27 protein-coding genes, 1 tRNA gene and 1 riboswitch are annotated in these 25369 nt (G+C 43.6%); of the genes, 6 read left to right on the forward strand and 22 right to left on the reverse strand.

Annotated elements, in window-relative coordinates; translation table 11 throughout:
- Positions 1-121: 121 nt before the first annotated feature.
- The gene (locus HMPREF1521_RS06855; RefSeq protein ID WP_038117430.1) at positions 122-1324 is read left to right on the forward strand and encodes a MalY/PatB family protein; all 1203 of its coding nucleotides are present in this window, start codon (positions 122-124) and stop codon (positions 1322-1324) included.
- Here the strand turns inward: HMPREF1521_RS06855 and HMPREF1521_RS06860 are convergent.
- From HMPREF1521_RS06860 to HMPREF1521_RS06895, 8 genes are all read right to left on the reverse strand, one after another.
- A complete protein-coding gene (locus tag HMPREF1521_RS06860; RefSeq protein ID WP_038117432.1) occupies positions 1311-2957 on the reverse strand; it encodes a DUF438 domain-containing protein in 1647 nt (548 codons plus the stop codon). The genes HMPREF1521_RS06855 and HMPREF1521_RS06860 overlap by 14 nt on opposite strands.
- A gap of 334 nt (positions 2958-3291) precedes the next feature.
- Positions 3292-3921, reverse strand: a complete 630-nt coding sequence (locus HMPREF1521_RS06865) for a superoxide dismutase (protein WP_038117434.1) — start codon at positions 3919-3921, stop codon at positions 3292-3294.
- Positions 3922-4256: 335 nt separating this feature from the next.
- Complete coding sequence (thiC, locus tag HMPREF1521_RS06870; protein ID WP_038117435.1) at positions 4257-5561, reverse strand: phosphomethylpyrimidine synthase ThiC; 1305 nt, start codon at positions 5559-5561, stop codon at positions 4257-4259.
- 79 nt (positions 5562-5640) lie between these two features.
- Positions 5641-5747, reverse strand: a riboswitch (TPP riboswitch).
- Positions 5748-5797: 50 nt separating this feature from the next.
- Positions 5798-6268 (reverse strand): hypothetical protein, encoded by a 471-nt coding sequence (locus HMPREF1521_RS08835; protein ID WP_051435770.1) that lies wholly within the window; start codon positions 6266-6268, stop codon positions 5798-5800.
- Between the two features lie 99 nt (positions 6269-6367).
- Positions 6368-6907 carry a cysteine hydrolase family protein gene (locus tag HMPREF1521_RS06880; protein ID WP_038117436.1) on the reverse strand — a complete coding sequence of 180 codons (540 nt, stop codon included), beginning with the start codon at positions 6905-6907 and terminating at the stop codon, positions 6368-6370.
- An 87-nt stretch (positions 6908-6994) separates the two neighbouring features.
- Positions 6995-7507 (reverse strand): phosphatidylglycerophosphatase A, encoded by a 513-nt coding sequence (locus tag HMPREF1521_RS06885; protein ID WP_038117437.1) that lies wholly within the window; start codon positions 7505-7507, stop codon positions 6995-6997.
- A gap of 162 nt (positions 7508-7669) precedes the next feature.
- A complete protein-coding gene (locus HMPREF1521_RS06890; protein WP_038117438.1) occupies positions 7670-8014 on the reverse strand; it encodes a zinc ribbon domain-containing protein YjdM in 345 nt (114 codons plus the stop codon).
- Complete coding sequence (locus HMPREF1521_RS06895) at positions 8015-8374, reverse strand: MerR family transcriptional regulator (RefSeq protein ID WP_038117441.1); 360 nt, start codon at positions 8372-8374, stop codon at positions 8015-8017. It lies immediately after the preceding gene.
- A gap of 51 nt (positions 8375-8425) precedes the next feature.
- On the opposite strand from HMPREF1521_RS06895, the gene HMPREF1521_RS06900 reads away from it, so the two are divergent.
- Positions 8426-8818 (forward strand): carboxymuconolactone decarboxylase family protein, encoded by a 393-nt coding sequence (locus HMPREF1521_RS06900; protein WP_232203200.1) that lies wholly within the window; start codon positions 8426-8428, stop codon positions 8816-8818.
- A gap of 613 nt (positions 8819-9431) precedes the next feature.
- On the forward strand, positions 9432-9503 hold the full coding sequence (locus HMPREF1521_RS09165; RefSeq protein ID WP_369759715.1) for a putative holin-like toxin: 72 nt from the start codon (positions 9432-9434) through the stop codon (positions 9501-9503).
- A 175-nt stretch (positions 9504-9678) separates the two neighbouring features.
- Here HMPREF1521_RS09165 and HMPREF1521_RS06905 read toward each other — a convergent pair whose 3' ends face one another.
- Positions 9679-10176, reverse strand: a complete 498-nt coding sequence (locus HMPREF1521_RS06905) for an ECF transporter S component (protein ID WP_038117443.1) — start codon at positions 10174-10176, stop codon at positions 9679-9681.
- 249 nt (positions 10177-10425) lie between these two features.
- Here HMPREF1521_RS06905 and HMPREF1521_RS06910 point away from each other — a divergent pair, with 249 nt between their 5' ends.
- Complete coding sequence (locus tag HMPREF1521_RS06910) at positions 10426-10992, forward strand: NAD(P)H-dependent oxidoreductase (protein WP_038117444.1); 567 nt, start codon at positions 10426-10428, stop codon at positions 10990-10992.
- Between the two features lie 51 nt (positions 10993-11043).
- On the opposite strand, the gene HMPREF1521_RS09170 is transcribed toward HMPREF1521_RS06910, so the two are convergent.
- The 6 genes from HMPREF1521_RS09170 to HMPREF1521_RS06935 form a co-directional block, all read right to left on the reverse strand.
- Entirely contained in the window at positions 11044-11628 is a 585-nt protein-coding gene (locus HMPREF1521_RS09170; protein WP_038117449.1) for a sugar O-acetyltransferase, read from the reverse strand.
- A gap of 3 nt (positions 11629-11631) precedes the next feature.
- On the reverse strand, positions 11632-12480 hold the full coding sequence (locus HMPREF1521_RS06920) for an aldo/keto reductase (protein ID WP_038117450.1): 849 nt from the start codon (positions 12478-12480) through the stop codon (positions 11632-11634).
- 56 nt (positions 12481-12536) lie between these two features.
- Complete coding sequence (locus HMPREF1521_RS06925) at positions 12537-12926, reverse strand: MerR family transcriptional regulator (protein WP_038117456.1); 390 nt, start codon at positions 12924-12926, stop codon at positions 12537-12539.
- 253 nt (positions 12927-13179) lie between these two features.
- Positions 13180-13326: a hypothetical protein gene (locus tag HMPREF1521_RS08995; protein ID WP_156924916.1), complete on the reverse strand. Its 147-nt coding sequence runs from the start codon at positions 13324-13326 to the stop codon at positions 13180-13182.
- A complete protein-coding gene (locus tag HMPREF1521_RS06930) occupies positions 13323-14540 on the reverse strand; it encodes an ATP-binding protein (RefSeq protein ID WP_038117458.1) in 1218 nt (405 codons plus the stop codon). Before HMPREF1521_RS06930 ends, HMPREF1521_RS08995 begins: the two co-directional genes overlap by 4 nt.
- 247 nt (positions 14541-14787) lie before the next feature.
- Positions 14788-14864 (reverse strand) — tRNA-Arg (locus HMPREF1521_RS06935).
- A gap of 110 nt (positions 14865-14974) precedes the next feature.
- Here HMPREF1521_RS06935 and HMPREF1521_RS06940 point away from each other — a divergent pair.
- Positions 14975-15721, forward strand: coding sequence for a hypothetical protein (locus tag HMPREF1521_RS06940; protein WP_038117459.1), 747 nt, complete (start codon positions 14975-14977; stop codon positions 15719-15721).
- 137 nt (positions 15722-15858) lie between these two features.
- Here the strand turns inward: HMPREF1521_RS06940 and HMPREF1521_RS06945 are convergent, their stop codons facing one another.
- The 7 genes from HMPREF1521_RS06945 to purB all read right to left on the reverse strand — a co-directional run bounded on the left by HMPREF1521_RS06945 (position 15859) and on the right by purB (position 24379).
- Positions 15859-17322 (reverse strand): catalase, encoded by a 1464-nt coding sequence (locus tag HMPREF1521_RS06945; RefSeq protein WP_038117460.1) that lies wholly within the window; start codon positions 17320-17322, stop codon positions 15859-15861.
- A 322-nt stretch (positions 17323-17644) separates the two neighbouring features.
- Positions 17645-17929 (reverse strand): hypothetical protein, encoded by a 285-nt coding sequence (locus tag HMPREF1521_RS06950; RefSeq protein ID WP_038117461.1) that lies wholly within the window; start codon positions 17927-17929, stop codon positions 17645-17647.
- Between the two features lie 124 nt (positions 17930-18053).
- Positions 18054-19460 (reverse strand): DNA polymerase IV, encoded by a 1407-nt coding sequence (dinB, locus tag HMPREF1521_RS06955; protein ID WP_198014216.1) that lies wholly within the window; start codon positions 19458-19460, stop codon positions 18054-18056.
- Positions 19461-19463: 3 nt separating this feature from the next.
- Complete coding sequence (locus HMPREF1521_RS06960) at positions 19464-19808, reverse strand: helix-turn-helix transcriptional regulator (protein ID WP_038117462.1); 345 nt, start codon at positions 19806-19808, stop codon at positions 19464-19466.
- A 528-nt stretch (positions 19809-20336) separates the two neighbouring features.
- On the reverse strand, positions 20337-21620 hold the full coding sequence (locus HMPREF1521_RS06965) for an adenylosuccinate synthase (protein ID WP_038117464.1): 1284 nt from the start codon (positions 21618-21620) through the stop codon (positions 20337-20339).
- A gap of 71 nt (positions 21621-21691) precedes the next feature.
- Positions 21692-22837: an MFS transporter gene (locus tag HMPREF1521_RS06970; protein ID WP_038117466.1), complete on the reverse strand. Its 1146-nt coding sequence runs from the start codon at positions 22835-22837 to the stop codon at positions 21692-21694.
- A gap of 246 nt (positions 22838-23083) precedes the next feature.
- Positions 23084-24379, reverse strand: a complete 1296-nt coding sequence (gene purB / locus HMPREF1521_RS06975; RefSeq protein WP_038117469.1) for an adenylosuccinate lyase — start codon at positions 24377-24379, stop codon at positions 23084-23086.
- Between the two features lie 572 nt (positions 24380-24951).
- Here purB and HMPREF1521_RS06980 point away from each other — a divergent pair.
- The gene (locus HMPREF1521_RS06980; RefSeq protein ID WP_038117470.1) at positions 24952-25362 is read left to right on the forward strand and encodes a hypothetical protein; all 411 of its coding nucleotides are present in this window, start codon (positions 24952-24954) and stop codon (positions 25360-25362) included.
- Positions 25363-25369: the final 7 nt, after the last annotated feature.

Consider the following 25369-nt stretch of genomic DNA (forward strand, 5'->3'; position numbering starts at 1 on the left):
TCATGCACACACTATTCTACAGTATATTTTAAATTGTGAAAGTCATTACCGTCAAGCGAATAGGCTACGATTTGATTATGTTATTATAATAATACGTAACACTCTAAATAGGAGGATTTCTATGAACACAGCAGAATTCACTCAAAAATACTATACCGAACGCCGAGGTTCTCATTCCCGCAAATGGGACGGCGAGCACTTAAAATTCAGCCGCACCGACCTGTTGCCGCTCTGGGTGGCGGACATGGACTTCATGCCCCCTCAATGCATTCAAAATGCGATTTGTAACTATGTGAAAGCGGTGCCGCTCGGCTATACGATGACAAATCCCGCCTACATAGAGGCCGTGATGAGCTGGTATATACGCCGTCACAGCTGTACGCTTTCAGCGGACTGGCTCACCGGCGCGCCGAATGTGATTACGGGTCTCATGTGGTACATCGGGGCTTTCACAGAACCAAACGATGCCGTCGCCGTTCTGACCCCCGTATACGGCGCATTCGATACGAGTGCAAACGATGCTCAGCGGCATATCATTTCGGTCCCGATGCATCGCACCGCGGACAATCGTTATACCGTCGATTACGACGCTTTCGAATCGGCCATCGTCAAAAACGATGTGAAGCTGTTCATTCACTGCAATCCGCACAATCCGGTGGGTCACGTATGGACCGGCGAGGAGATGGAGCAGCTGTTCAGCATCTGTAAACATCATCATGTGCTCATCATCAGCGACGAAATCCATCAGGATCTCATTACGGGACCGACGCCGTTTACACCGGCACTGTCGGTATCGGGCGGGGCCTATGCGGACAATATGATCGCCATATCCTCCGTGTCTAAATCGTTTAACATGGCGAGTCTTCACCAGGCCGAGGTCATCATTCCTGATGAAAGCTTACGCAGCCGCTACAATGCGTACAGATCGCACGTGTACCATACGGATTCAGACGTCATCGCCGAGGCGGCCATCACGGCGGCTTACACACATCCGAATGCCGAAGCATGGCTCAATGATCTGCTCGTCGTCGTCAGAGAAAACTACGATTATATGTATAAAGAACTTCGTGTAGCCCTTCCTGAGCTGCGCATCAGCCCCATGGACGGCACCTATTTAGCGTGGATCGATTTCAGCGCTTATATCAAACCTGAAAGTATGCACGATGTCTTTGAAAATCAGTGCCGCATCGCCCCAAGTTTCGGCGAATGGTTCGGAGGCGCGGATTACGCCGGCTTCGTCCGATTGAATCTGGCAACGAGTCCGGAGAACATAAAAATCGCCACCGAGCGTATTATTTCATGTTGCTCTGTTAAGATCTCTTGAAATGGTCTTTTGCAAATTGCATGTCCTGTACGAGTTCCAACGTACCAAGGTAATTCTTGTGCCCGTCGCGTACAGCCATATAATTGACGTAGAACGGACGGCCCTGCTTTTCGAGCCATACCGCTACATTGTCGCGTTCACCCTTGCGGAAGGAGTCAATAATACCGCGCACGATCGGTTCCACCTTCGGAGGATGGCAGGAGAATACATCTCTACCGATAGCCGTGGTAGGACGTTTAAACACCTTTTCTCCGTCGTTGAAGTACCGGTTGATATCTTCATGATCAACAAAGGTAATCTCCATCGGCATGGTGCTGAGCATGGCATCTAACTGATCAAGGGTCAAGTTGCCGCCAATGAGGGCGATGGTATGACTGTCTCCGTTTGTTCCTGCATCCCGTTCAGCTGCGCTTGCCTTTGTAGTGCTTTCAGCCAAAGCAGATTCCGCCTCCGCCCAAACAGCCGGTTCCACGCCGAAGATAACGTCGTAGTCTTTAGCATCCTTGTAAATTCGATACCATTCTCCAGCGGTAAAGTTCTCCGCACAAATCGGGAACAGAATATTCTGTTCCTTGTAAATCATCTCCTGAGCGCGCGTAAGGAGTGCATCAAAGTCGTCATACCACGCCCGGTCAAAGGTATTCGCCTTAGCTAAACGGCCAAAGCCGTCGCGAATATCCCCATCGACGGTCCACATAACCATGGACGGACCGGAAATATCATAGGCTACCTTTAGATGCGGGTATAAAAGGTCTCCCTTCTTCGCGTAATGAACCGATACCCGGCGCACCGCGTTCACGTCCTCTACGGTAACAGTCTTATCGGCGATTTTGACCTTTGTCGCTTCAATCAAAGCATCAAGCGCCTTATTCTCTTCCGTCAACTGACTGAGGGGATGACCGACTGTCTCGATTAAGGACACTACGCTTTTACTCTGTTCCTGAGCCTCTAAAACGGCCTCCACCTTGGCGTGTTCAGCCTCCATCTGTTCATGGATGGTAGAGCCGTGGAACAATGCGGAGTGAAGATCACATAACTGCTGTACCTCCGCCAATGGTGTGCCTTCGCGCATGAGCCCTTGTTCGGCTTTCATGATTTCACTGGCCTCAACATGTGCAAATTGACTTGCAAAATCTTCACGAACGGAGCCGAGGTCTTCGCCGGTCCCCAACCGCTTCAAATAACCTTTCAGCTGCTCCACGCGTTCACTGTCGTTAACTGTATCATCGGTGTCAGCTTCTGCGTTACTGTCGTTAGCGCCATGAGTTTCATCGTTATTGCTATGAATCGCGGTTTTATCCGATTTTGCCGTGCCCACTGTCTCGGTTGCAGTCTGTGGCGCATCTATAGATGAACGGCTTTCAGCTGTAGATTCCGCCGATACATCGCCGTGCAAGTCCGGCATCTGCCCTTCCAGCACGAATCCAGCTTTCATAAAAGCCCCCACGATATCGATCATGGAGACACCTTTCATCTTGGCCCCTTTCGGAATCGTCATAATCTTACCGACGGAATTCAGCATAATCTTATTCGTAATCTCGCTGAACCCCAGTTCCTTCATGATATCCGCCACTTCCGGATATGCTTTCACCAAATCATAAACGGATTTGGATAAATCTAATTTCTTTTCCATGTTAATTACCTCGTTATCAATTTCTATATAATACGTATTTCGCAATATTTTACATCTTATGGTCCTATGATAAACGATATCGATTATAATTTCTGTATCCATGGATATACTTTTGAAAGTTATAACAAATACTATCAAAAAATAGCGGACAGTTGACCCTCGCATCGAACCGCACACCAGAACCGTATCCGGTTTGGCATGCAGTTCACGGATCAACTACCCGCTATATTTATTTTCTGTTATATTTCTATTACGATTCTACAATATACTATTACATAACCGCTTCGTAAGTACTACGTAATTGCTACATTTCCAGGATACAGCTGAGAACCATTTATTTATGATGAGGATTCAACGCCCTTGTATAATTTTCAGAGACCTTATCCCAGTTGATAACACAGAAAAATTCCTTGATATAATCCGGTCGACGATTCTGATAGTGCAGGTAATACGCATGTTCCCACACATCAAGACCGAGAATACCCGTTTTACCTTCCAACAACGGATTGTCCTGATTTGCCGTGGACGTAACTTCGAGTTTCCTGTCTTTATTAACTACAAGCCATGCCCAACCGGAGCCGAAGCGCGTTGCCGCCGCATTGGAAAAAGCCTCTACGAATGCATCATAACCGCCCAGATCACGGTCGATTGCATCTTTCAAATCGCCGGACAATGTGCTGGAATCAGGTTTCGTCATGATTTCCCAAAACAGCGTATGATTTTTATGACCGCCGCCGTTATTGATAACAGCTTGACGAATATCTTCCGGCACATTGGCAATATCGCCGAGAATGCAGTCTACACAACCATACGGGAGATCCGGATATTTCGCAATCGCCGCGTTCAAATTATTCACATACGCTTGATGATGCTTATCATGATGAATCTGCATGGTTTCTTTATCGATAACAGGCTCTAAAAAATCATAAGCATACGGTAACGGTGCAAGTTCAAAAGGTTTCATAATGGTCCTCCTTATAATCAGGGCGTGGAACGACATCACTATAACGTTAATCTGTCCTATCGTTCCTGTGAAAGCGATTCGATGCACCTGCATCACTACTATATAATCAATCATCAAGACATATGATTAGAAACTATCTCATCTGCATGATTTGCATGTCGTATATCTGCATAAGCTTCATACCGTATATGGATAATATTCTTTACTATGCGTCAATAAATTGATATGAATTATCATTTGATACTTATTGTACTATTTATATAGAAAATCGTCAATATAATATGATGTATAGCTAAAAAATATCCCCATATAACGATTCGTCTTGAAAAATATCATTATAGGATATCTATATATTCGCTATTCAACGCCTTGTTCATACTTCGCACGGCACAGAACTTGCCGCACATGCTGCAGGTTTCGCCGTGATCTTCCTCCGGCGCACGACTGTCGCGGATGCTTCGCGCTCTTTCAGGGTCAATAGCACATGCATATTGCTGCTCCCAGTCGAGATCCTTTCTCGCGTCCGCCATCGCATCATCCCGATTGCGTGCTCCGGGAATACCTCGCGCGATATCGGCCGCATGGGCTGCAATTTTAAAGGCCATGATGCCCTCTTTCACATCATCAGCATTAGGCAGCGCCAAATGTTCCGCAGGTGTCACATAACACAGGAACGATGCACCGTGCATTCCCGCCACGGCTCCGCCAATAGCAGCCGTAATATGATCATAACCGGGTGCAATATCCGTAACCAAGGGTCCCAACACATAAAATGGGGCGCCGCCGCACAAAGAATCCTCCAGTTCCATATTCGCCTGAATCTGGTTGAGCGGCACATGTCCGGGGCCTTCCACGATAACCTGCACGCCTTTTTCGCGAGCCCGTTTAGTCAATTCACCTAATCGCACCAGCTCCTCTATCTGGCACACATCCGTAGCATCCGCAAGACATCCGGGTCGACAGGCATCCCCCAGGGATATCGTCACGTCATAAAGTCGACAAATCTCCAATATATCATCAAAGTATTCATTGAATGGATTTTCCTTGCCGGTCATACTCATCCACGCAAATAACAGACTGCCGCCGCGGCTTACAATGTTTAATCTGCGCTTATACTTTCTGATTTGATCGATGGTCTGCCGCGTTATGCCGCAGTGCAGTGTCACAAAGTCGACACCGTCCTCCGCATGTAAGCGTATGGTATCCAAAAAGTCCTCCGCCGTGAGCTCCGCCAAATCCTTTTTATGATGAATAACGCTGTCATATACGGGAACCGTACCGATCATGGCTTTACACTCACCGGTCAGCTTGCGTCTGAAAATTCTGGTATCTCCATGCGTCGATAGATCCATAATCGATTCGGCCCCCAATTGAATGGCCCAATTTACCTTTTCCATTTCACTGTCATAATCCGTTACATCCCTTGATGTCCCCAAATTGACATTGATCTTCGTCCGCAAAGCTTTGCCGATTCCCTCAGGGTCGATAGAGGTGTGGTTCCGATTACACGGAATCACGACCTGTCCGGCGGCGACCAAATCCCGCAACCGCTCTTCAGGAATATCTTCCTTTCGGGCGACGACTTTCATTTCATCTGTAACAAAGCCTTTTTTAGCGGCTTCCAATTGAGTATAAAACATTTTACATTTCCTCCTCTTGAATATAACCATTCAGCTTTGTATACAAGAAAAAGGGCATCGATACTCGATCGATACCCTTTTATGGTGTCTGCGTGCTTCCTACGCGGGCATGATCCCGATCAGGTCAAAGGTCAGGTGCTGATAGCCCTTTCTCAGCCTATTCCATAGGCTCCCTTGCATACTCTGCTATGTAATTCTTCTACAGCATATCATTCTTTAAATAATAATTCAATCCATCAACGAACCAGATTAGGATACGGACCGCCGGTTAATACCCTCCAGGATTCCGCAACAATACCTAAAAAGCCCTGATTATAACCGAATGTATTATTCAAATCCTGTTCTTTCCAGGTTTGGTCTTCCTGATCGTATGTATACACCACATTCCACGGATCATCATATATACGCATGATAACCATGCTGCCGGGTTTCATATCCTGCGCCGGAACGATCCACTCGTCGCCATCGTCCAGCACCAGACCGGACACGGTTTTAACGGAATACACAATTCTATCCGGACTTTCAGAGATTACTTTCACAGAGGACTTGTCCAGATACGTACCATAGTTCATGTGCCCATAGGTTAAAATATAATTCGGATCGCCATTCAGATGTTTAGGATATACATAGGCAAAGGTATTTCTTAGCCCTCCGAAGAAGAATAAAAGTACTAATGCAATAGCCCCTAATAATGCTATCTTTTTCATGCGCAACCCTCCTTTATATTGACCTACGCGGACAACAACTGCGTCCATCATGACAAATGTCAATTATGTATACAGCAATACCCCCCGCCACAATGAGGTTCAGTCAATAATGCACTGACAGGCCTGCATCGTTTTGAGCGCCGCATCATGCGATTCCCGGGTAACCCCCGCACAACTGGACGCGTCCACATGAATCGGGACCTCCGGCAACCCCGCTTTCAGAATAAGCGCATTCGATACGACGCAGATGTCCGTACAGAGGCCCACAAGCGTAATCGATTCAATGGGGTTAACCGTATGCATACCTTCCAAACGGCTCAACAGCTCAAAGGACGCAAAATTCGGCTTATCTATGAATGACACGGGACTCATGATTTTACGGCTTTCAGCGGCCTCAATCAGCCCGTCCATGATATGCCAGCCGTCTGTTCCTTTTATGCAGTGCGGCACCGGTAAAAGCTGCCCCTCCTGGCTTTCAAGGTAATGACTGTCATGAGTATCTCGCGTAAATATGATAGGTCCATGAAAGGATTCTATTTTTTTACGCACATTGGCGACGATGGCCTCCGCCTGAGGCGAACCGAGGGCCCCGTCCACAAAATCATGTTGCATATCGATAACTACAAGAACGCTCTGCATATGACCTCCTGTACATTAAGTGTACTAATATATCTGCCGTTAATTATTTCTATACCCGTACTTCTTCAAACCGACCGCACCATCTGTTTACTCTTCCGCCAACGCATGCTGCACGCGATGTGGTTCATTATGAGCAATGCGACCCGCCGCCGCAGCGGCTACGGCGCCTACCAGATCATCGAGGAATGTATTACAACGGCCGCCGACTTCACTGTCTAAGTCCTTGATGATGCCCGGCTTCACCTTATCCAAGTAGCCGTAATTCGTAAAGCCGATAGATCCGTACAGATTAACGATGGAAAACGCCAGAATTTCATCGATGCCGTAAAGGCTTTCATCATGGGTCACGATACGTTGTAGCGGCTGAGACAACTTGTTCTGCTCGGCCAGTTTATCGAGTTCCACGCCCGTAATAATCGCATTATGCACCTCGCGCTTAGCCAGTACGGAGGCCACACTGTCACGACACTCGTCAATGCTTAGATTCGGCATATATGGTTTCTGCACGTACAGCACCAACTCGGCGATGTCTTCCAACGTAACGCCTCGCTCCGCTAACAGCTCATATGTGTATCTTTCCAAGTCCTTTGTCGATTCCATAACGTCTCCTTTCATCAAGTATTAAAGAGATTAAAAATCCACCTTTAAAACGGTAAACACTAACATTATCCGCGCTTTATGGACAGCAATATATAAATAATTATACCATGAAAAAATCCCTGCCGATGATTAGTCGGTAGGGATTCTCTACAGCCGTTCAAATTAAATTTTCTTAACCATTTCAGATTTCAACGCCATCGCTCCGAAGCCGTCAATTTTGCAATCGATATCATGACCGTCGCTTGCATCGGTGATGAGGCGAATGTTTTTAACGCGCGTTCCCTGTTTCAATACGCCCGCACCTTTTATTTTGAGATCTTTCACGACCACAACGGTATCGCCATCCTGCAGTTCATTCCCGTTCGCATCGCGGATAATCTCCGCCTCAGCGGCAGCCTCCGTATCGGCAGCAGTCCATTCATTGCCGCACATAGGACAGATAAACATATGCCCGTCTTCGTATGTGTACTCGTTGCCACACTTTGGGCAGTTAGGTAAATTTGCCATTTAGATCTCCTTTTTCTTTACTAAAGTTTCATACAACTCCAACTTATCTTCTAGATTATTCTTATAGCCTTCCAATCGTTTGATTTCGGCATCAATAAATCGATAATGGTCTTGTAACAGTGTCATTCTTTCACGGGCCGTATGAGATCCGGCATACCGCAAGTCCGCATATCGCTTGATATTCGCAAGCGGCATTCCCATATCTTTCAAGCGTTTAATAAACTGCACAAAGCCCACATCCTCCGCACGGTAATTGCGAATGCCGTTCTGTCGCTCGATGTGAAGGAACCCTTGATCCTCGTAATATCGCAATGTAGAAATGGGCAGTCCCACCAATTTTGAAAATTCACCGATTTTCATGCTTTCACCACCTTGACCTCAAGTATACTCGAGCATATATCATACGTCTAGATGGAGGTAATAATTATGAAAGAAACACGTTTTAACATCGGTATGAACACATTGAAACAGATTGACGGACTGCACGGCGAGGAGGTGTATAACACAATTCAAGAGATTTCACCGTCCATCGCCGATTTATTGGTCGAACTGTTCGGCGACATCTACACGCGCCCCAACCTGGATTTCAAGGAACGGGAACTGATTACGCTCGCGTCCCTGTTAACGCTGGGCGGTTGCGAGGCGCAGCTGAAAGTACACACCAATGCGGCGCTCAATGTCGGTATCGCGCCCGAGCAAATCATAGAGGTCTGCACCCACTGCATCCCCTATGCGGGATTTCCACGCGTACTGAACGCACTGTTTACGGTGAAAGCGGTCTTTGAAGAACGAAACGTACTGTAATTAAGGAACGACGGCAACAAAAATAGAGGATCTCGGCGGACCCTCTCAACAGCATTATATTATATTATGTACATTACACGACGCATCCAGATTGACGATATACGCCAATATCATTATAATGTAATAAAGAGATAGTCGACGAGTGGTTCCGTCAGGCTCATCCCTGAACACAATTAAACATGTAGAAATGGCCTTTCGTTTTCAGCTACCGGTTGGTAACGAAGGGCTATTTATCGTTATTACGACAAATCAGCACTATCAATGCGCCAAAGGAAATAATCACCGTTAATATCCCGAGGACAATCATAATGACTTCATAAGCATTCATAGGCTTTCACCCCCTTCAAAGAAAAAGGGCGACCCAACCTCGTTCGACTATCTTACGTTCATTATAAACCGAACTTATGTTCTATGCAATAAAAATCTATTAATAAATATTAGCCTATTTATAACTAACAAAGGGAGCCTCTTGATGGAGTCTCCCTTTTATTTGTGTACAAGTTGTACGAAATTAATTCATATTTTTCAATCAATAATTTCTGCTATATACTAATAACGAAAGAGCCATTAACGTGAGTTGGGTTCATCTCCGTCTTTTGAGGGAGGTGACATTATGACTGTATACGAAGCATTATCATTAATGATTTTATTCGTTACCCTCGTAGTGTTAATTCTTAAGAAATAATCAATATATTGATTATAAAATAAGATAAACCTAACGTTCAAGACTAAGTACGGCAATACTTAGACACGTTAGGTTTATCAAATTCACAATTCTTTGATGAGCCTAACACCTAGAACACGTTAATTGGCTCTTTTGTACTTATAGTATAGTCTGAATTCTAAAGACTGTCAATTTACTATCCAAGTCGTTTGCGCAAAATCGCATAGAGTATCATGCTAATAATAACGCTCATAACCGCTTGAATAGTATTAGTCAAAATACTTGCAACGGCTACGCCCGGATCAAACACAAAGTATTCAGCGATAAAGTAGCCTACGACGATAACGATACCGCCTACGACGGTCGCCACCAGTGCGGATGTGACGGACGTTTTATTATATAGTGTACCCACAAGATAGCCTTCGATGCCTTTCACAACAAAGGTAATCGGCACGAATATGGTATAGCCGAGAAATAAATCGGCTAAGGCCGGCCCGATGGCACCGATATAGGCCCCCTGTTTAGGCCCCAGTAACAGAGCGGATGTCATGATAACGACATCACCTACGTTGAAATAGCCGCGAATGCCGGGCACCGGAACTTTGGTGTACATTGTGAGCAATGTGGCGAGGGCAATCAATACGGCTGTGAGTACTAACGTAAACGTAGCACTGCGGGTTGGAACGTGTTGCATAGCGTCCTCCTTATACAATTAAAATAGACATATGAATAAAACATATCACATATCTATATCATATAACTTTATGTCAACAGCCGCAAATGAAATGCTCTTCACCAAGCCTTAACCGAGTACAGATATCATCATATTATTCATACAGTATACTATCATTTTTGCTATTCGTTAATCCCGGTCGATTGATTTAATACCTTCAATCACCCGATTCCAGGCAGCTGATGTTACCCCGACAGGAAGGAACTAGCCATGAATATCTTAATCATTTACACCTATCCCAACCATCAGAGTTTTAATTACGCCATTTTGAAAGCAGTGCAAGAAAATCTTTCAAAGAACCACAATGTGAACACCTTGGATTTATATGAGGAACAGTTCGACCCCGTATTGCGATTTGATGACACGCACAAACGGCGAGATCTAAGCACCGTGCCGGACATGGAAAAATATCGCAATTTAATTACTTGGGCGGACCATATCATCTTTATCTACCCGATCTGGTGGAGCGGTATGCCGGCTATGCTCAAAGGCTTTATCGATCGTGTATTTACAGCGGGCTTTGCCTATTCATACGGTAAAAGAGGTCTTATAGGCCATTTACAGGGAAAATCCGCCTGGATTATCACCACCCATAACACCCCCGCCTTTCTGACGCCGTTTATCCAGGACTATGGCAAGGTATTGAAAAATCAGGTTCTGAAATCCTGCGGTATCAAACCGGTTACACATACCCAATTGGCGGGCACGGAAAACAGCTCAGACGAAAAACGCCGGCGCTTCTTAGAGAAAATCGCTAATATCGCCGGCAGTATTTAAAATTCTTTTGTAGACTATATTTTTAGTTATTCAGACTCATGCTGCAAGAAATCATTCTTTTTGATTTTTTTCATCCTGATATTTAATAATCTTTGCAGGAACACCGGCAACAACAGCATAGTCAGGCACATCTTTTGTAACTACTGCACCGGCACCTACAACGGCATAATCTCCTATTGTAACGCCTGGACATATAGTGACATTCATGCCAATCCATGCATTTTTACCAATTGTCACCTTTCCATAAACATACTTAGTATGTCTTTCATTTAAATCATGATTAATCGTCGCAATCCTAACACAGGGTGCCAGCATGGCACCATCTTTAAATTCTATTCCACCTGATGCGGATAAAACAACGGAATGATTAATGAACACATTTTTACCAAAGGTTACACGATTGCCGAAATCACAGATGAACGGAGTTAATATCCTCACATCATCTAATTTACGGTTAAATAATTCTTCTAAATACGATACATATGATGAATCATCTGGCATAACAGCATTAGCCTTAGCACATAATGTTCTTGAACGCATCATCTCGTCAATAGCTTCTGCAAAATATGGCTCTCTCACATCTGTAGGCCCGCCTTGATCCATTAAGTCATACACATAACCTTTTGTATAATCCATAATTTACTCCTTTTCAAAAGATGGCTTCCATTTTGCGAAGTCATCTAATGCCTTTTCGGTTCTTATGTACCGTCTCTTTCCGATATTTAATGTTTCCATATTTTCCATATCTTCTTTTGAAAGTTCGAAATCAAATATTCTAGCATTTGCTTTGATGTGCTCCGGATTTTTACTGCCGGGAATTGTAATGAATCCCATTTGTATATGCCATCTAAGAACAACCTGGGCACTACTTTTATTATATTTTTCAGCAATATCCTTTATAATCTGACTGTCCAAAAGATCCGCCGTCATGCCTTTTCCACCAAGTGGGTACCAGGACATAATCCTTATATTCTCTTTATCTGTTATTTTTCTAAGATCTGTCTGCGGATAAAACGGATGACATTCCACCTGTATAACCTGTGGTTTAATTTCACACATGTTAAACAGTTCTTCAATATACTTTCCTTCAAAATTCGATACGCCTATAGCCTTTACCTTTCCCGCTTTATAGGCCGCTTCAATCATCTTATATCCCTTTTCCCAATTGCCTGTCGGCTGATGCAAAAATAATAAATCTATATAATCAAGATCTAAACGTTCCAAGGTTTCATCGACCGCATTTTCATTCTCATATTCAGTAGGCCAAAGTTTAGTAGATACAAATACTTCTTCTCTGTTCATACCGGAGAGTTTTATGCCTCGCCCAACGGCTCTCTCATTACAGTACGCATTCGCAGTATCTACCATATGGTATCCATTTTCGAGCGCAAATTTTACACTATTTTCTGCATCTTTAGGTTCGAGCAAAAATGTTCCTATTCCAATTTTCGGCATTTCTACGCCATTGTTCAATTTAAATGTTTCCATTACGGTTCTCCTTATGTAATTTAATATTGTTATTACTCATCCGTGATAGCTCTTTACTATTTTATGGTTTCTTGATCCCATATTAAAATACCGGTTTTACATGCCTCTTCATATTTATCAATTTTGTAATTCAAACGATTAAGCGCATCATCGTACTTTTTTCTTGCCTCTAATACCTTTTTTCTAGCGTCTTTCAGCAAGTTACATCTCATCTCAAATGTTTCATCCCCCAGTTGAAACAACCGCACATATTCTGCAACCATTTCTACAGGAACGCCTGCACTTCTCATACATATTGCATTCTCAACCCATTTAAGATCTTCCTCAGAAAAATCGCGAATACCTCCACTTGTACGTGATACCTTAGGAATTGCTCCCACGTGTTCATAGTATCTCAATGCATCTGCCGTTATGTTGTACTTTTTGCATACTTCTTTTATAAGCATTTTGACTCCTATATATGATAATCACACTCTCTATATATAGCATACAACTTAGAGTTCGCTCTAAATCAAGAGCAAATTATATGTAAAAAATCTTCGGCCATCAATGGTAAATACTTGCCTCGATACAGCATATGTCGTATCTGCTTGATTAATCTGCGCCATTATGCCAACACCTCTTAACACAGTCTTTTATTACTTACCTTCATCATACCAAATATACTGCTCTCTTTACACAAAACGCCCTAGTAAATTACTAGGGCGCTCTTTGTAGTATAGTAGCCAAATTTTTATCAGTAGCAATATCTAGTTCCTTAACACCAGATTCGCGAATAGGACTTTTCATATGCCATTCTTCATAGGTGTCGAAGAATTTTTTTTGAATCCAATTGTAAATGCTCATAAAAACTCACCTAACAGCCAGTCCAGCACATTATATTGCTGAATACCGTTATAATTATTAGTCTTATAAATTTCATCCATCGTAAGTAAATATTTAGGATATTGATCTCTAATGGCCTCCAGTGGTGCTAATTCTCGCTCTCGCGTATTCGGATCTAATACGGTTTCCGATACTTGATAGTACTCTAATATGCCGCCAGGTTTTTGTGCAACAAAATCAACTTCACCCTTTGCTAATTGTCCGACATAAACATTATAACCTCGGCGACGCAATTCAAGATAAACGATATTTTCTAAAATATGCCCCGTATCACGATCGACTTCAGGTAAAAGAAATTGCTTAAAAGCTGTATCCACTACATAATACTTAGGACGCAGCCGCAATAATTCCTTACCACGTACGTCAAAACGCTCCACTTCATATAATAACAAACTGTCCTCTAGCCCTCTAAGATAACGTTCCACAGTTTTATTATCCACCTTACGTCCGGCACTCGTTAAAGAGTTCGCAATCTTTGTAGGATTAATCAGGCTCCCTATATTGGCCAGAATATATCTCACAATACTTTCAAGTAATTTAATATCTGCAATTTTTAATCGATCAACGATATCTTTTAAAATAACAGTATTAAATAAACCTTGTAAATAATCCTGCCGTCCCTGCCAATCATCAGACATATGCAAAAGCCCCGGAAATGAACCTTCGCTTACATATTTTTTATATAATGCTATTCGTGAAAGCCCACTTTCACTATAAGCATCAACATATTCCTTATAAGATAGAGGCATCATTTCAATTTGTACATAACGCCCCGTAAGTAATGTGGCCATATCAGAAGACATAAAATACGCATTGGAACCAGTAATATATATATCTATATTATCTTGTACGAAGAAATTATCCACTACACGTTCAAACTGCGACACATGCTGAATCTCATCAAGAAAAATATACATTCTTGTATCAGAAATAATACGTTCATTAATGTACTCGTATAAAGCCCGATAATCTCGTAAATTATCATATTCAATCAACTCAAAATTAATATCAATAATCTGTTCTGCCGTTACACCGTCAGATAATAACTCATCTTGAAATAGTTTAAATAATGTAGATTTACCACAACGTCGTATACCTGAAACAACCTTAATAATCGGTCTATCCCGGTGACGCCGTAAAAAATCTAAATAGTGTGGACGTGATATCAAAGACATCTTACCCCTCCTTATAAAATAGGTTTTAAAACCTAATATCATATATAGTATATCATAAATTAGGTTTCAAAACCTAATTTATGCATTATATTATTAACTTTAGGTTTTAAAACTTAAAATAAGACATTCCACAAAAATTTTAGATCTCTTCAATTTTATCTAAAATCGAATTAAAAAATAATACAAAAGTAATGATGACAAAATAGGCATAAGGTTATACAAAACCTTATGCCTACTAAATCTCTACTGGTGCGCCTAACCGGAATCGAACCAGTGACACGCAGTTTAGGAAACTGCTGCTCTATCCTACTGAGCTATAGACGCATGTATACTCTATTATATCGTTTTTAAATCTATATACGCAAGGATTGTGATATAATACGACTATTAGTAGAGTGATATTAGATGTCCCCCATTTTGAAAGAGGTTACATAATGAAAGCATTTACATATTCTGTTATCACCGGTTCACTATTAGCCGCATTAAGCATACTTTCAGTATATGCAGATCCCCCTGTACAGGCAGATGACCCGATCTATTCAACCCTGACGATCGAAGGCAACCGCGTTGTATCTGTCCAAACTTTCAAGACGAGAGAGGAACAGGAAAAGGCGGCGCTGAAAGAACAGGAACGCTTAAACAGAATCACTGAAAAACACCGTGCCAAACGGAAGAATCAAACTCGTGCAGAGATGTTAAAAGGCTTGACGCCGATACCATACTATCCTCCTGTCAGTGAGACACGCAAATTACAAAGTGAAATGTTCTCCGGACCATTGGGTAGAGAACTCGATTTGCGTATGGTAGAGGCCTATACACGGGATTACGACAAGGCAAAGTCGGGTGATATCTATGTATATGCGGATTACGCAGATTACACATCTAAACAGTTGTTAGGTGAGAAAGATGGTACCACGGCCATTTCAGTCATGATTCTGCAAACCATCATGCGCAAGGGCGAAACGAAAGCTTTCAGCCCGGATGTGAACGTATATTATATTAATCCCGCGACCCACACCATTTCCATGAGTCGTTCCGATGACATGAAGGGTATACACGCAGACAAAAACGAAACGGATTATGTATTCAAACTCCCGAAACATCAACTCCAGCCGGGTAATCCACATTATGAACTGGCTAAATTGATGTATCATGATCTGACCGGTAAGGAATTCAATTAATAACACAGATACAGAGTTTGATTAATAACATAAGTAAAGAATTTAATAGCACAAAAAGGGCCCTTATGAACTGCATCCCCAAAAATGAACACATTTTCTGGGATGCAGATCATTAGGCCCTTTTTTATTTGCATTATTTATTTTACATCACTGAAATCGATGTTCATGCCCAAGGCTTTAGCGACGCCTTCACCATAAGCAGGATCACATTGATAGCAATGTTTTGCATGACGTTCTTTGATAAAATCAGGTACGCCGTCCATAGCCGCTGCCGTATTTTCAAACAGGATTTGCTGTTTTTCAGGGCTCATGAGGCGGAACAATTTACCCGGTTGTGTATAGAAGTCAGAGTCGTCTTCATAAAAATCATATTGATAAGCCGCACCGGATACATCAAGAGGAGGATTTTTGAATTCCGGTTGTTCAGCCCATTCACCAAAGCTATTAGGTGCATAGCCGATAGTAGATCCATGATTACCATCTACACGTCCTTGACCATCACGATGATAGCTGTTTACAGGACATTTTGGGGCATTAACAGGAATTTGATGGTAGTTGGCACCGAGACGATAGCGTTGTGCATCCGCATAGGAAAACAAGCGGCCTTGAAGCATTCTATCAGGGGAGAAGGAAATCCCCGGTACAATAGTGGACGGTGCAAATGCAGCCTGCTCCACATCCTGGAAGTAGTTTTCCGGATTGCGGTTAAGTTCCATCACACCCACTTCAATCAATGGGAATTCATCGTGATACCATACCTTTGTTAAGTCAAACGGATTGTATGGCATGTTATTAGCCTGTTCTTCCGTCATCACTTGAATGCATAATTTCCATTTAGGGAAATCGCCGCGTTCGATAGCATCGAAAAGATCCCGCTGATGGCTTTCACGGTCATTAGCCACAAGATCAGCCGCCTCAGCATTGGAAAGGTTTTCGATAGGTTGTTGGCAAACCCAATGGAATTTAACCCATACGCGCTCATCGTTTTCGTTGATAAGGCTATATGTATGACTGCCAAAACCATGCATTGTGCGATAAGACTTAGGAATGCCGCGGTCACTCATAACAATGGTAACTTGATGAATCGCTTCCGGCAAGCTGGACCAGAAGTCCCAGTTTGCTGTCGCATCGCGAAGGTTTGTTTTAGGATTGCGTTTTACAGCACGGTTCAAATCAGGGAATTGCAATGGATCGCGGATAAAGAATACAGGTGTATTGTTACCTACGAGGTCCCAGTTGCCTTCTTCTGTATAGAATTTTACGGCAAAGCCACGAATATCGCGTTCCGCATCGGCCGCACCGCGTTCGCCTGCAACTGTGGAAAAACGTACGAATAACGGCGTCTGTTTACCCACTTCAGAGAAAATTTTCGCTTTCGTATATTTCGTAATGTCATTGGTGACTGTGAAAGTACCGAATGCGCCGGAACCTTTCGCATGCATACGACGTTCAGGAATCACTTCACGCGCAAAGTGGCCCAGTTTCTCCATCAACCAGACATCCTGCATCAATACAGGACCACGTTTACCTGCTGTAGCGGAATTGCGATTGTCGGGTACAGGTGCCCCAAAGGCTGTTGTTAATTTCTTTTCATCACTCATAGTATAACTCCTACTTAGAAATAACCGGATACTTTAATACATATTTGCTCATCAAACACTATAAAAAATAACTTATAATAACTCATTTAGTATAATTAATCTCTATAATGAATAATGATTATCCAAATTCGACTTAATGATAACATACTTTTATGAAGCATACAAATTATTTTGTGAAATTATCGTGTATACATGCTCTCATTTACATTTTATATTGATAATTTATAAGAAACATTAACTCCTACATACCCTATCGTATATAGCCAAAATTATATATAACAAAAAGCTCCCGCAACTATAATAGTTGCGAGAGCTTTCATTACTATGCCGGGCGACTCCAGTCGACCTGCACATCGATGGCTTCCCACATACGGGTCAGCGCCAATTTCAAATTCTCCAGGGAATCAAGGGGTCTTACGTTCAATCGTTCATACGTATCAAGCCCCGTTGCATTCTCAATGGCATGTTCTTCGTTCAGATAGGCTAACACCTTATTAACCCATTCCTGTTCCGGCAGATCAACGGCTACCGTCTTCGTATCCGTATCGTAAGATAGAACCCCATTGCTGTTATTGCCATAATGGATGGCTACGCGAAATATACTCATATCTTTACCTCTCTTGCGGTAATTTATTAATTCTATATTCATATTGTATCATGAATGATTATATTCGTGAAAGTATTCAATATAAACAATCTATAAAGGATAGAGACCTGGACTATCAAGACTTTTAATCAGGATCTTCGTCGAGCGGTAATTTGTCATCCGCTGTGCCCGCATCTGTTGCGGATTTCAATTCTGACCGCTTCCGACGTGCCCCCGCCTCTCCGTGAAAGCGTCGCCACAGGGCTCCGCTCATAACGGCGGTCTCGCCGAACTTCGATTCCAGCGCATCCAGAACACCTGCCAGTTTATTCTCCGTTGTATCCTGCGTCGATACGAAGAGACTGTCCTGTACAGGAACCTCCTCATCGAGGCCGCTCACGGATAAGCCCAACAGACGAACCGGCTTCGGAGGGTTAATAAACTCTGCGGCACCTGCCGTATGTGAGCCTCCGCCTCGAGCAACCGTTGCAACCGGTCCGCCGGCGGTAGTCCTTGACGCATCCCTGATATTGCCGGCCTTACCGGCGAGGTCCCCGCATCCCGAAGTATGGTCCGCCATCAATTTATTCCACAGCAGCTGCGCCGTTTCGTAGAATATATGCTCATGATCCGTCGGCGTATCGAGCCGTTTCTGCCTGGATACGGTGCTGAAGTCGCCATAACGGACCTTAATCGATACGGTATGGGCCTGCAGATTCCGTTTGCGTAAACGTTTTGACAGGCGGTTCGCAAAATACCGAAACTCAAGAGCGATGCTGTTGCCGTCCGACAAGTCTTCCTCATATGTTTCTTCGGCCCCGACGGACTGTATTTTGCGGTCCGTTTCAACGGGCCGATTATCGATGCCGTTCGCCAGTTCCCAAATACGCCGCGCCTGATTTCCCACGAGAGGTATAAGCGCGCTTTCATCAGTCAGGGACTGAATATCCCGCATAACGTGAAAGCCGCCCTTTCTAAGGCATTTTTCCGTATGAGGGCCTACGCCCCAGATGCGCTTGATCGGCAGCGGCGCCAACACCTGTTTCTCACGGCCGTAAGGAATGACAACGAGACCGTCCGGCTTGTCCAGATCGGATGCGAGCTTGGCGAGAAATTTATTCGGCGCAAGTCCGGCGGAAATGATGAGCCCCGTCTCTTTGTAAACACGGTCTTTAATGGTGCGGCCTAACTCCTTGGGCTCTTTGTACATGGTGGACATACCGCTCACCTCGAGAAAGGCTTCATCGATAGAAAGCGGCTCTATATAGGGCGTGAATTCTTTCATAATCGAAAAAATCTGATGGGACACCTCTTTATAGCGATCCATCCGAGGATATACATAAATACCGTCGGGGCAAAGCTTCTTGGCCCGCGATATGGGCATCGCCGAATGAACCCCGAATTTACGAGCCTCATAGGAACAGGTCGCCACGACACCACGTGAAGAAAGGCCACCCACGATGACGGGATGACCTTGATAGTCCGGATGATCCAGTTGTTCTATGGACGCGAAGAATGCATCCATGTCAACATGCATAATCCAACGTCTCATAAATTACACTTCTTTTTCGTGATCCGAAATACGGCAGTATTTAATTTGTGCACAAATACATTCATCCTTCGTTTTGTACAGTTGAGGAATGATCTCCAGAATATCTTCGAATGTCGCTTCATTGATGGAGTAACGGGTCCACAAACCGTTGCGCTGGGAATTTACCACACCCGCATCGATTAAGATCTTCATGTGATAGCTCAATGTCGATTGAGACAAGTTAAAGCTGGCCAAGATATCTGCGGCACATAATTCGTTACAGGACAACATATCGATGATATGCAATCTCGTTTCATCACTAAGGGCTTTAAAAATTGTCGCTAAGCGTTCGTAGGAAACTTCAACCATATCTATAAACTCCTCAAAATCCATATCAAATAATATCTATCTACTTATTTCTTTTATTATATACTATTTTTAAAAGTAAATCTATTTTTTTTCTGTTTATCCGTATGTTAATAATTTCTTTTGAATACACAACTTTTATTTATGTAGTAAAATTTAACCACAAAATTATTGAAAATATCCACGTATATTGGCATCCTCACAGAATATACCGAATAAATTTACAATATATAGACACATTTTGTTATGCTCATCTATGCATATATACTGATTTTACAAAAAATTTTTTCTATAGAATATTCGGTTAAGAATATAAAAATACATTCTATTTATGGATTAAAACCTACACGAATCTTACGCGGTTCGTTCTACCAATTTTAATGAAATTGAAGAGCGTACCCCGAAGGATACGCTCAATTAAACGTCAATTAAGTTTTAATTAACAAGACATCGTTACAAGTATTATAATTAATCAAATATCTTTAACTCACCGGATATCATCCGGAATATTTTTTACTAATTATATATCGTTTAGAATATCTTTACTAAATCAATTGTCTGATTCCGGTTAGGACCGACGGATACGATCCCCAAAGGCACACCTGTTACCGCTGCAATGCGTTCAACGTATTTGCGGGCATTTTCAGGCAATTTATCGTATTCACGAATGCCGGAAATATCCGTTTCCCAGCCCGGTAATGTTTCATACACGGGTTCGCAAGCTTCCAAATCTTTCAAATCAGCCGGGAAGCCTTCCACGTCTTTACCGTTTAGTTTATAGCCCACACAGATTTTCAATTCCTTGAACGAATCGAGAATATCGAGGCGCGTAATAGCGAGATAATCCAAGCTGTTAAGACCGGCCGCATATTTAACAACCATGAGATCGAGCCACCCCGTACGACGTGGACGACCTGTTACGGTGCCGAATTCATGACCGAGATTACGAAGATTTTCACCGATTTCATTGAGCTGTTCCGTAGGGAACGGACCTGCACCGACGCGCGTAGCGTAGGCTTTCACAACGCCGAAAATATTTTTCAGATAGTTAGGACCGATGCCGGCACCGGTGGATGCACCGCCTGCAATCGGATGAGAAGACGTTACAAACGGATATGTGCCGTGGTCGAGGTCGAGCATCGTCGCCTGCGCACCTTCAAACAAAACCTTTTTGTCGGCTTTCACGGCCTTCAGCAAGGCGATATTCGTATCCGTCACATATGGTTTCAACGCCTCCGCATAGTTGATGTAATCCACGAGGATTTCGTCATAATTTACGCCTTCCGCGCCATATACGTTGCGAAGAATTTTATTTTTAAATTCCACATTGTACGCCAATTTTTCCTTGAACACGTCCATATCATACAAATCGCAGACGCGAATGCCGATGCGGTTGATTTTATCCGCATAGCAGGGACCGATACCGTTTTTAGTCGTACCGATTTTCGCATCCCCTTTGGACGCTTCCTCAGCCGTATCAAGAGCGATATGATATGGCATAATCAAGTGAGCACGGTCGGAAATTTTAAGAGTTTTCGCGGATTTCCCCTCTTTTTCAAGGCCTGCAATCTCCCCTAACAACACCTTAGGATCGATAACGACACCGGTGCCGATGATATTCGTTTTATTATCATACAGGATACCGCTCGGTAACAAGCGAAGTGCAAATGCTTTATCATCCACCACCACAGTGTGCCCTGCATTGTTCCCGCCTTGGCTACGAACAACAACATCAGCCCGTTCTGCAAGACAGTCAACGATTTTACCTTTACCCTCGTCACCCCATTGAGTGCCGATAACCATACTTGTTGCCATGTATATATCCTCCATGTGAAAGTCTAATTATTCCACTAACATTATACAACAATGTTCGGACTCTGTGAAAGCTATATTTCCGGTTCCCTCAATAAGAAACTCATAATCAGTCCCACGAGCCCTACCGGGATCAAGACCTCTAATGCGGTCTGTACGCCGTAGATATCCGCCAGATGTCCCACATACGGCGCTACGAGGCCGCCCAACGTAATGCCTAGACCGAGTGTAATCCCCGAAGCGAATCCCGCATTTTTCGCCAAGTATTTTTGACCCAGCACCGTTACGGGACCATATTGACTAAAGACGCCGAACGCCATGGGAATCATGGCACCGAAGAAGCCCCAGATATTGGGAATAAAAATAAAGGCGAGTACGGATGGCAGGAACACGATATACCCGAGTTTAATGGTTTTCAAAAATCCGATGCGGTCGGATAACCACCCGCCCACATAGGTAAGAATGCCGCCGAGGCCGAAGTATGCGGTCAATGCCAAGCTGGATGTTTCCGGCGTGCCATTGATTACCGTAATGTACAAAATCGGAATAAAAATGGATAGCACGGAAAACAAGATGGACCGCGATGAGATGATAAAAAACAGTTTACCGAAGCTGAGCCAGTCATTGGTGGCATCACGGTCATCCTTCGTCATTTTTTCCTCTGTTACCGTACTTTCACCATCGCCGGTGAAAGCATAGTAATAAAGGGCCACCCCGATGGCCGCCGCCACCGTAAATATCCACAGATAATTCGCACCGAAGATATAGGTGCCGCCCGCAATGAGAGGTCCCAAGGCAAAGCCCGCACTGCCGCCAACCGCGAAACGCCCCATGGCATTGCCGATTTCGTTAGACTGCATACGCTTGACGAGAAGCGCCGCCTCGGGATGAAACAAGGCAGCCCCGATTCCGGCTATAAGAGACAAAAGCAAAATCATCTCATAGCTGGTAGCCAGAGAAATGGCGCTGAGTGACACGAGACAGATCGTAAAGCCAAGCGGAATAAACCAGGGCACACGCCACCGATCGGCCACATATCCCAAGACGGGTTGGGCCACGGACGCCACTATGGTATTGCAGAAAATAACGGTCGCCGCCTGATAATAATTGAGCCCGTAGTTCGCAATAAAAAACGGAATCAACGCCGCAAGGGAGCCTTGACCGAAATCGTTGATGCAATGAAAAATGGGAGGTGCATATTTTCGTACAATACGTTTCATACAAAAACTCCTATAAAATAAAAGGTAGGCATAGACCAAAAGCCTCCAATGGCCATCTCTGCCCTAGCGGGCAGCGCCAAGTCGTTATTTATCTATCCCCACCCTATTCCTTCATGTGTTATATGTAAGTACTATACAAGAATATAGCACCATACAAAGAAGAGAAAGCCGATCCCATTTCAAGCATTAGCTTAATTCATAATTTATATAAGTATATTAAATCGCGTTCGGCCTTTACCGTTAAAATTATAATCCGAACCGAGCCATGATAGTATCAACATGTTTTAACAATTTATAAGGATCGAAGCACGCGTCGATTTCTTCATCAGTCATATATTTCTTGATGTTTTCATCGGATTTTAAACCGGTGGCGAAGTCTTTACCTTCAAGCCAGCGTTCCATCGCGTGTTTTTGAACCCAACGGTACGCTTCATCACGAACGGCGCCTTTATCGACAAGGTGCGTCAAAATCGTTTGACTGAACACGAGTCCACCCGTAAGGTTCAGGTTTTTGAGCATCGTTTCAGGGTATACCAATAATTTATCGATGGTACGGGTCGTCAAATGAAGCATATAATTTAATGTAATCGTCGCATCCGGCAGGATAACACGTTCTACAGAGCTGTGAGAAATGTCGCGTTCATGCCACAATGCCTGGTCTTCGTAGGCGGATTGAGCATATCCGCGAAGCAAACGGGCCAAACCGCAGATTCTTTCACAGGTAATCGGATTGCGTTTATGCGGCATCGCAGAGGATCCCTTTTGTTTCGGGCTGAAGTATTCCTCCGCCTCGCGAACCTCCGTGCGTTGCAAATGACGAATTTCCAACGCGATTTTATCCAATGTGCCGCCGATGACAGCGATCGTGGAAATCAGTTCCGCATGGCGATCGCGCTGCACCACCTGCGTCGCGATTTTTACAGGTTCAAGGCCCAGTTTTTCGCACACATACTGTTCCACGAACGGATCGATATTGGAGTACGTTCCGACCGCACCGGACAACTTGCCGACCGCTACATTCTTACGGGCATGTTCCAGGCGCTCCATATCGCGTTCCACCTCCGCCATCCACAACGTCAGTTTCAAACCGAACGTGGTAGGCTCACCGTGAATGCCGTGAGTACGACCGATCATCGGCGTATGTTTAAATTCCGCGGCGCGACGGCGCAATACATCGTGCAATTTCTGTAAATCGGCGAGCAAAATATCGCATGCCTGCTTCATCATGTAACCGAGCGCCGTATCTTTCACGTCTGTAGAGGTAAGCCCGAGATGGATATACTTAGCCGCCTCAGGACCGACGTATTCGCCCACTGCCGTCACGAAGGAAATGATATCATGGTTCGTTTCCTTCTCGATTTCATGAATACGCTCAACGTCGAAATTGCCCTTTTCCCGAATGATTTTCGCCGCTTCTTTAGGGATAACGCCGAGCTCCGCCTGCGCTTCGGATGCCAGTGTCTCCACCAGTAACATCGTATCGAACTCGTTGCGTTCACTCCAAATATGGCCCATTTCTTCTCGTGTATAACGTGGTATCATGATGTCTCCTTTGCATGATAAAAGCTAGTATTGATAGGCTTATTGTACCATATGTGCAAGGGGCATTCAATCAATTCGGCCTCAATTTCCGAATGATAAATATATTAAATTTTTTAATTGTTCGTATTTTACAAAAATAGATATTTTTTAAGCTATACTATCCACAAGTTTGCTTCAAAAAATATCTATTGCTACTATGCATATAAAATTCTACTTTATTAATCAGCTATATTCCGGACTTCTCGATTCTCTTTGAGTCTACATTTAAGCTCATGTAATTCTATAGCCTCATCAAGCCGATGAATACGGTTAATCAAGTACATGTGAAAGCCAGCGAAAAGGCGGCAGGAAAAATCCAATCGCCACAATAAGGGGCAACGCCATAGAACAAATTAATTGGTACAAATTAATTTATAGTATATCATAGCAATACATTGTGAGATATAATAATCATACAGACTCTTTGTACCATGGTATGATTCCATCGTCGCAAAAGAGGGCCTATCATAAGTCTATTATAACTACAATAATACACTTGAATACCTGAGTAATTTCACTTAATGGAGGATCGCATGTCAAATTTAAACAGAAAAGAACGTCGTGCTCAGCGCAGCGAGTCAAATATTATGGGCACTATCTTGCGTTTATTCTTCGGACTCAGTTTTATCGGCTTAGCCGTTGTGCTCTTTGGCGAGTTCGATATAAATTATAGTTTCTCTATCTTTACAGCGGATATTCTCGTGTCCTTGCTCTACGTTCTGTTGAATAAATCACGCATCAACACATCTCTTGCGGTACACACGAATGTGCGCGTTATCATCGCTTTTCTCATCATGCTGATCACCATGTTCTTTTACGCATTCGCATTGTGGCGCGCAGATCAGTTCAGCACACCAATGCAGGTGACGCTCTTTATCGGCGGCGCCATCGTATACACGGCGGTATACAATTCAACTAAGACGATATTTACCGACAGAGACTAATTTACCG

The organism is Veillonella sp. AS16 (assembly GCF_000517785.1).
GTDB lineage: Bacteria > Bacillota > Negativicutes > Veillonellales > Veillonellaceae > Veillonella > Veillonella denticariosi.

Bases quoted from the DNA above. Each gene is read 5' to 3' on its own strand.
- HMPREF1521_RS06855 (WP_038117430.1), top strand. From the start codon at position 122: ATGAACACAGCAGAATTCACTCAAAAATACTATACCGAACGCCGAGGT.
- HMPREF1521_RS06860 (WP_038117432.1), bottom strand. From the start codon at position 2,957: ATGGAAAAGAAATTAGATTTATCCAAATCCGTTTATGATTTGGTGAAA.
- HMPREF1521_RS06865 (WP_038117434.1), bottom strand. From the start codon at position 3,921: ATGAAACCTTTTGAACTTGCACCGTTACCGTATGCTTATGATTTTTTA.
- thiC (WP_038117435.1), bottom strand. From the start codon at position 5,561: ATGTTTTATACTCAATTGGAAGCCGCTAAAAAAGGCTTTGTTACAGAT.
- HMPREF1521_RS08835 (WP_051435770.1), bottom strand. From the start codon at position 6,268: ATGAAAAAGATAGCATTATTAGGGGCTATTGCATTAGTACTTTTATTC.
- HMPREF1521_RS06880 (WP_038117436.1), bottom strand. From the start codon at position 6,907: ATGCAGAGCGTTCTTGTAGTTATCGATATGCAACATGATTTTGTGGAC.
- HMPREF1521_RS06885 (WP_038117437.1), bottom strand. From the start codon at position 7,507: ATGGAATCGACAAAGGACTTGGAAAGATACACATATGAGCTGTTAGCG.
- HMPREF1521_RS06890 (WP_038117438.1), bottom strand. From the start codon at position 8,014: ATGGCAAATTTACCTAACTGCCCAAAGTGTGGCAACGAGTACACATAC.
- HMPREF1521_RS06895 (WP_038117441.1), bottom strand. From the start codon at position 8,374: ATGAAAATCGGTGAATTTTCAAAATTGGTGGGACTGCCCATTTCTACA.
- HMPREF1521_RS06900 (WP_232203200.1), top strand. From the start codon at position 8,426: ATGGAGGTAATAATTATGAAAGAAACACGTTTTAACATCGGTATGAAC.
- HMPREF1521_RS06905 (WP_038117443.1), bottom strand. From the start codon at position 10,176: ATGCAACACGTTCCAACCCGCAGTGCTACGTTTACGTTAGTACTCACA.
- HMPREF1521_RS06910 (WP_038117444.1), top strand. From the start codon at position 10,426: ATGAATATCTTAATCATTTACACCTATCCCAACCATCAGAGTTTTAAT.
- HMPREF1521_RS09170 (WP_038117449.1), bottom strand. From the start codon at position 11,628: ATGGATTATACAAAAGGTTATGTGTATGACTTAATGGATCAAGGCGGG.
- HMPREF1521_RS06920 (WP_038117450.1), bottom strand. From the start codon at position 12,480: ATGGAAACATTTAAATTGAACAATGGCGTAGAAATGCCGAAAATTGGA.
- HMPREF1521_RS06925 (WP_038117456.1), bottom strand. From the start codon at position 12,926: ATGCTTATAAAAGAAGTATGCAAAAAGTACAACATAACGGCAGATGCA.
- HMPREF1521_RS08995 (WP_156924916.1), bottom strand. From the start codon at position 13,326: ATGAGCATTTACAATTGGATTCAAAAAAAATTCTTCGACACCTATGAA.
- HMPREF1521_RS06930 (WP_038117458.1), bottom strand. From the start codon at position 14,540: ATGTCTTTGATATCACGTCCACACTATTTAGATTTTTTACGGCGTCAC.
- HMPREF1521_RS06940 (WP_038117459.1), top strand. From the start codon at position 14,975: ATGAAAGCATTTACATATTCTGTTATCACCGGTTCACTATTAGCCGCA.
- HMPREF1521_RS06945 (WP_038117460.1), bottom strand. From the start codon at position 17,322: ATGAGTGATGAAAAGAAATTAACAACAGCCTTTGGGGCACCTGTACCC.
- HMPREF1521_RS06950 (WP_038117461.1), bottom strand. From the start codon at position 17,929: ATGAGTATATTTCGCGTAGCCATCCATTATGGCAATAACAGCAATGGG.
- dinB (WP_198014216.1), bottom strand. From the start codon at position 19,460: ATGAGACGTTGGATTATGCATGTTGACATGGATGCATTCTTCGCGTCC.
- HMPREF1521_RS06960 (WP_038117462.1), bottom strand. From the start codon at position 19,808: ATGGTTGAAGTTTCCTACGAACGCTTAGCGACAATTTTTAAAGCCCTT.
- HMPREF1521_RS06965 (WP_038117464.1), bottom strand. From the start codon at position 21,620: ATGGCAACAAGTATGGTTATCGGCACTCAATGGGGTGACGAGGGTAAA.
- HMPREF1521_RS06970 (WP_038117466.1), bottom strand. From the start codon at position 22,837: ATGAAACGTATTGTACGAAAATATGCACCTCCCATTTTTCATTGCATC.
- purB (WP_038117469.1), bottom strand. From the start codon at position 24,379: ATGATACCACGTTATACACGAGAAGAAATGGGCCATATTTGGAGTGAA.
- HMPREF1521_RS06980 (WP_038117470.1), top strand. From the start codon at position 24,952: ATGTCAAATTTAAACAGAAAAGAACGTCGTGCTCAGCGCAGCGAGTCA.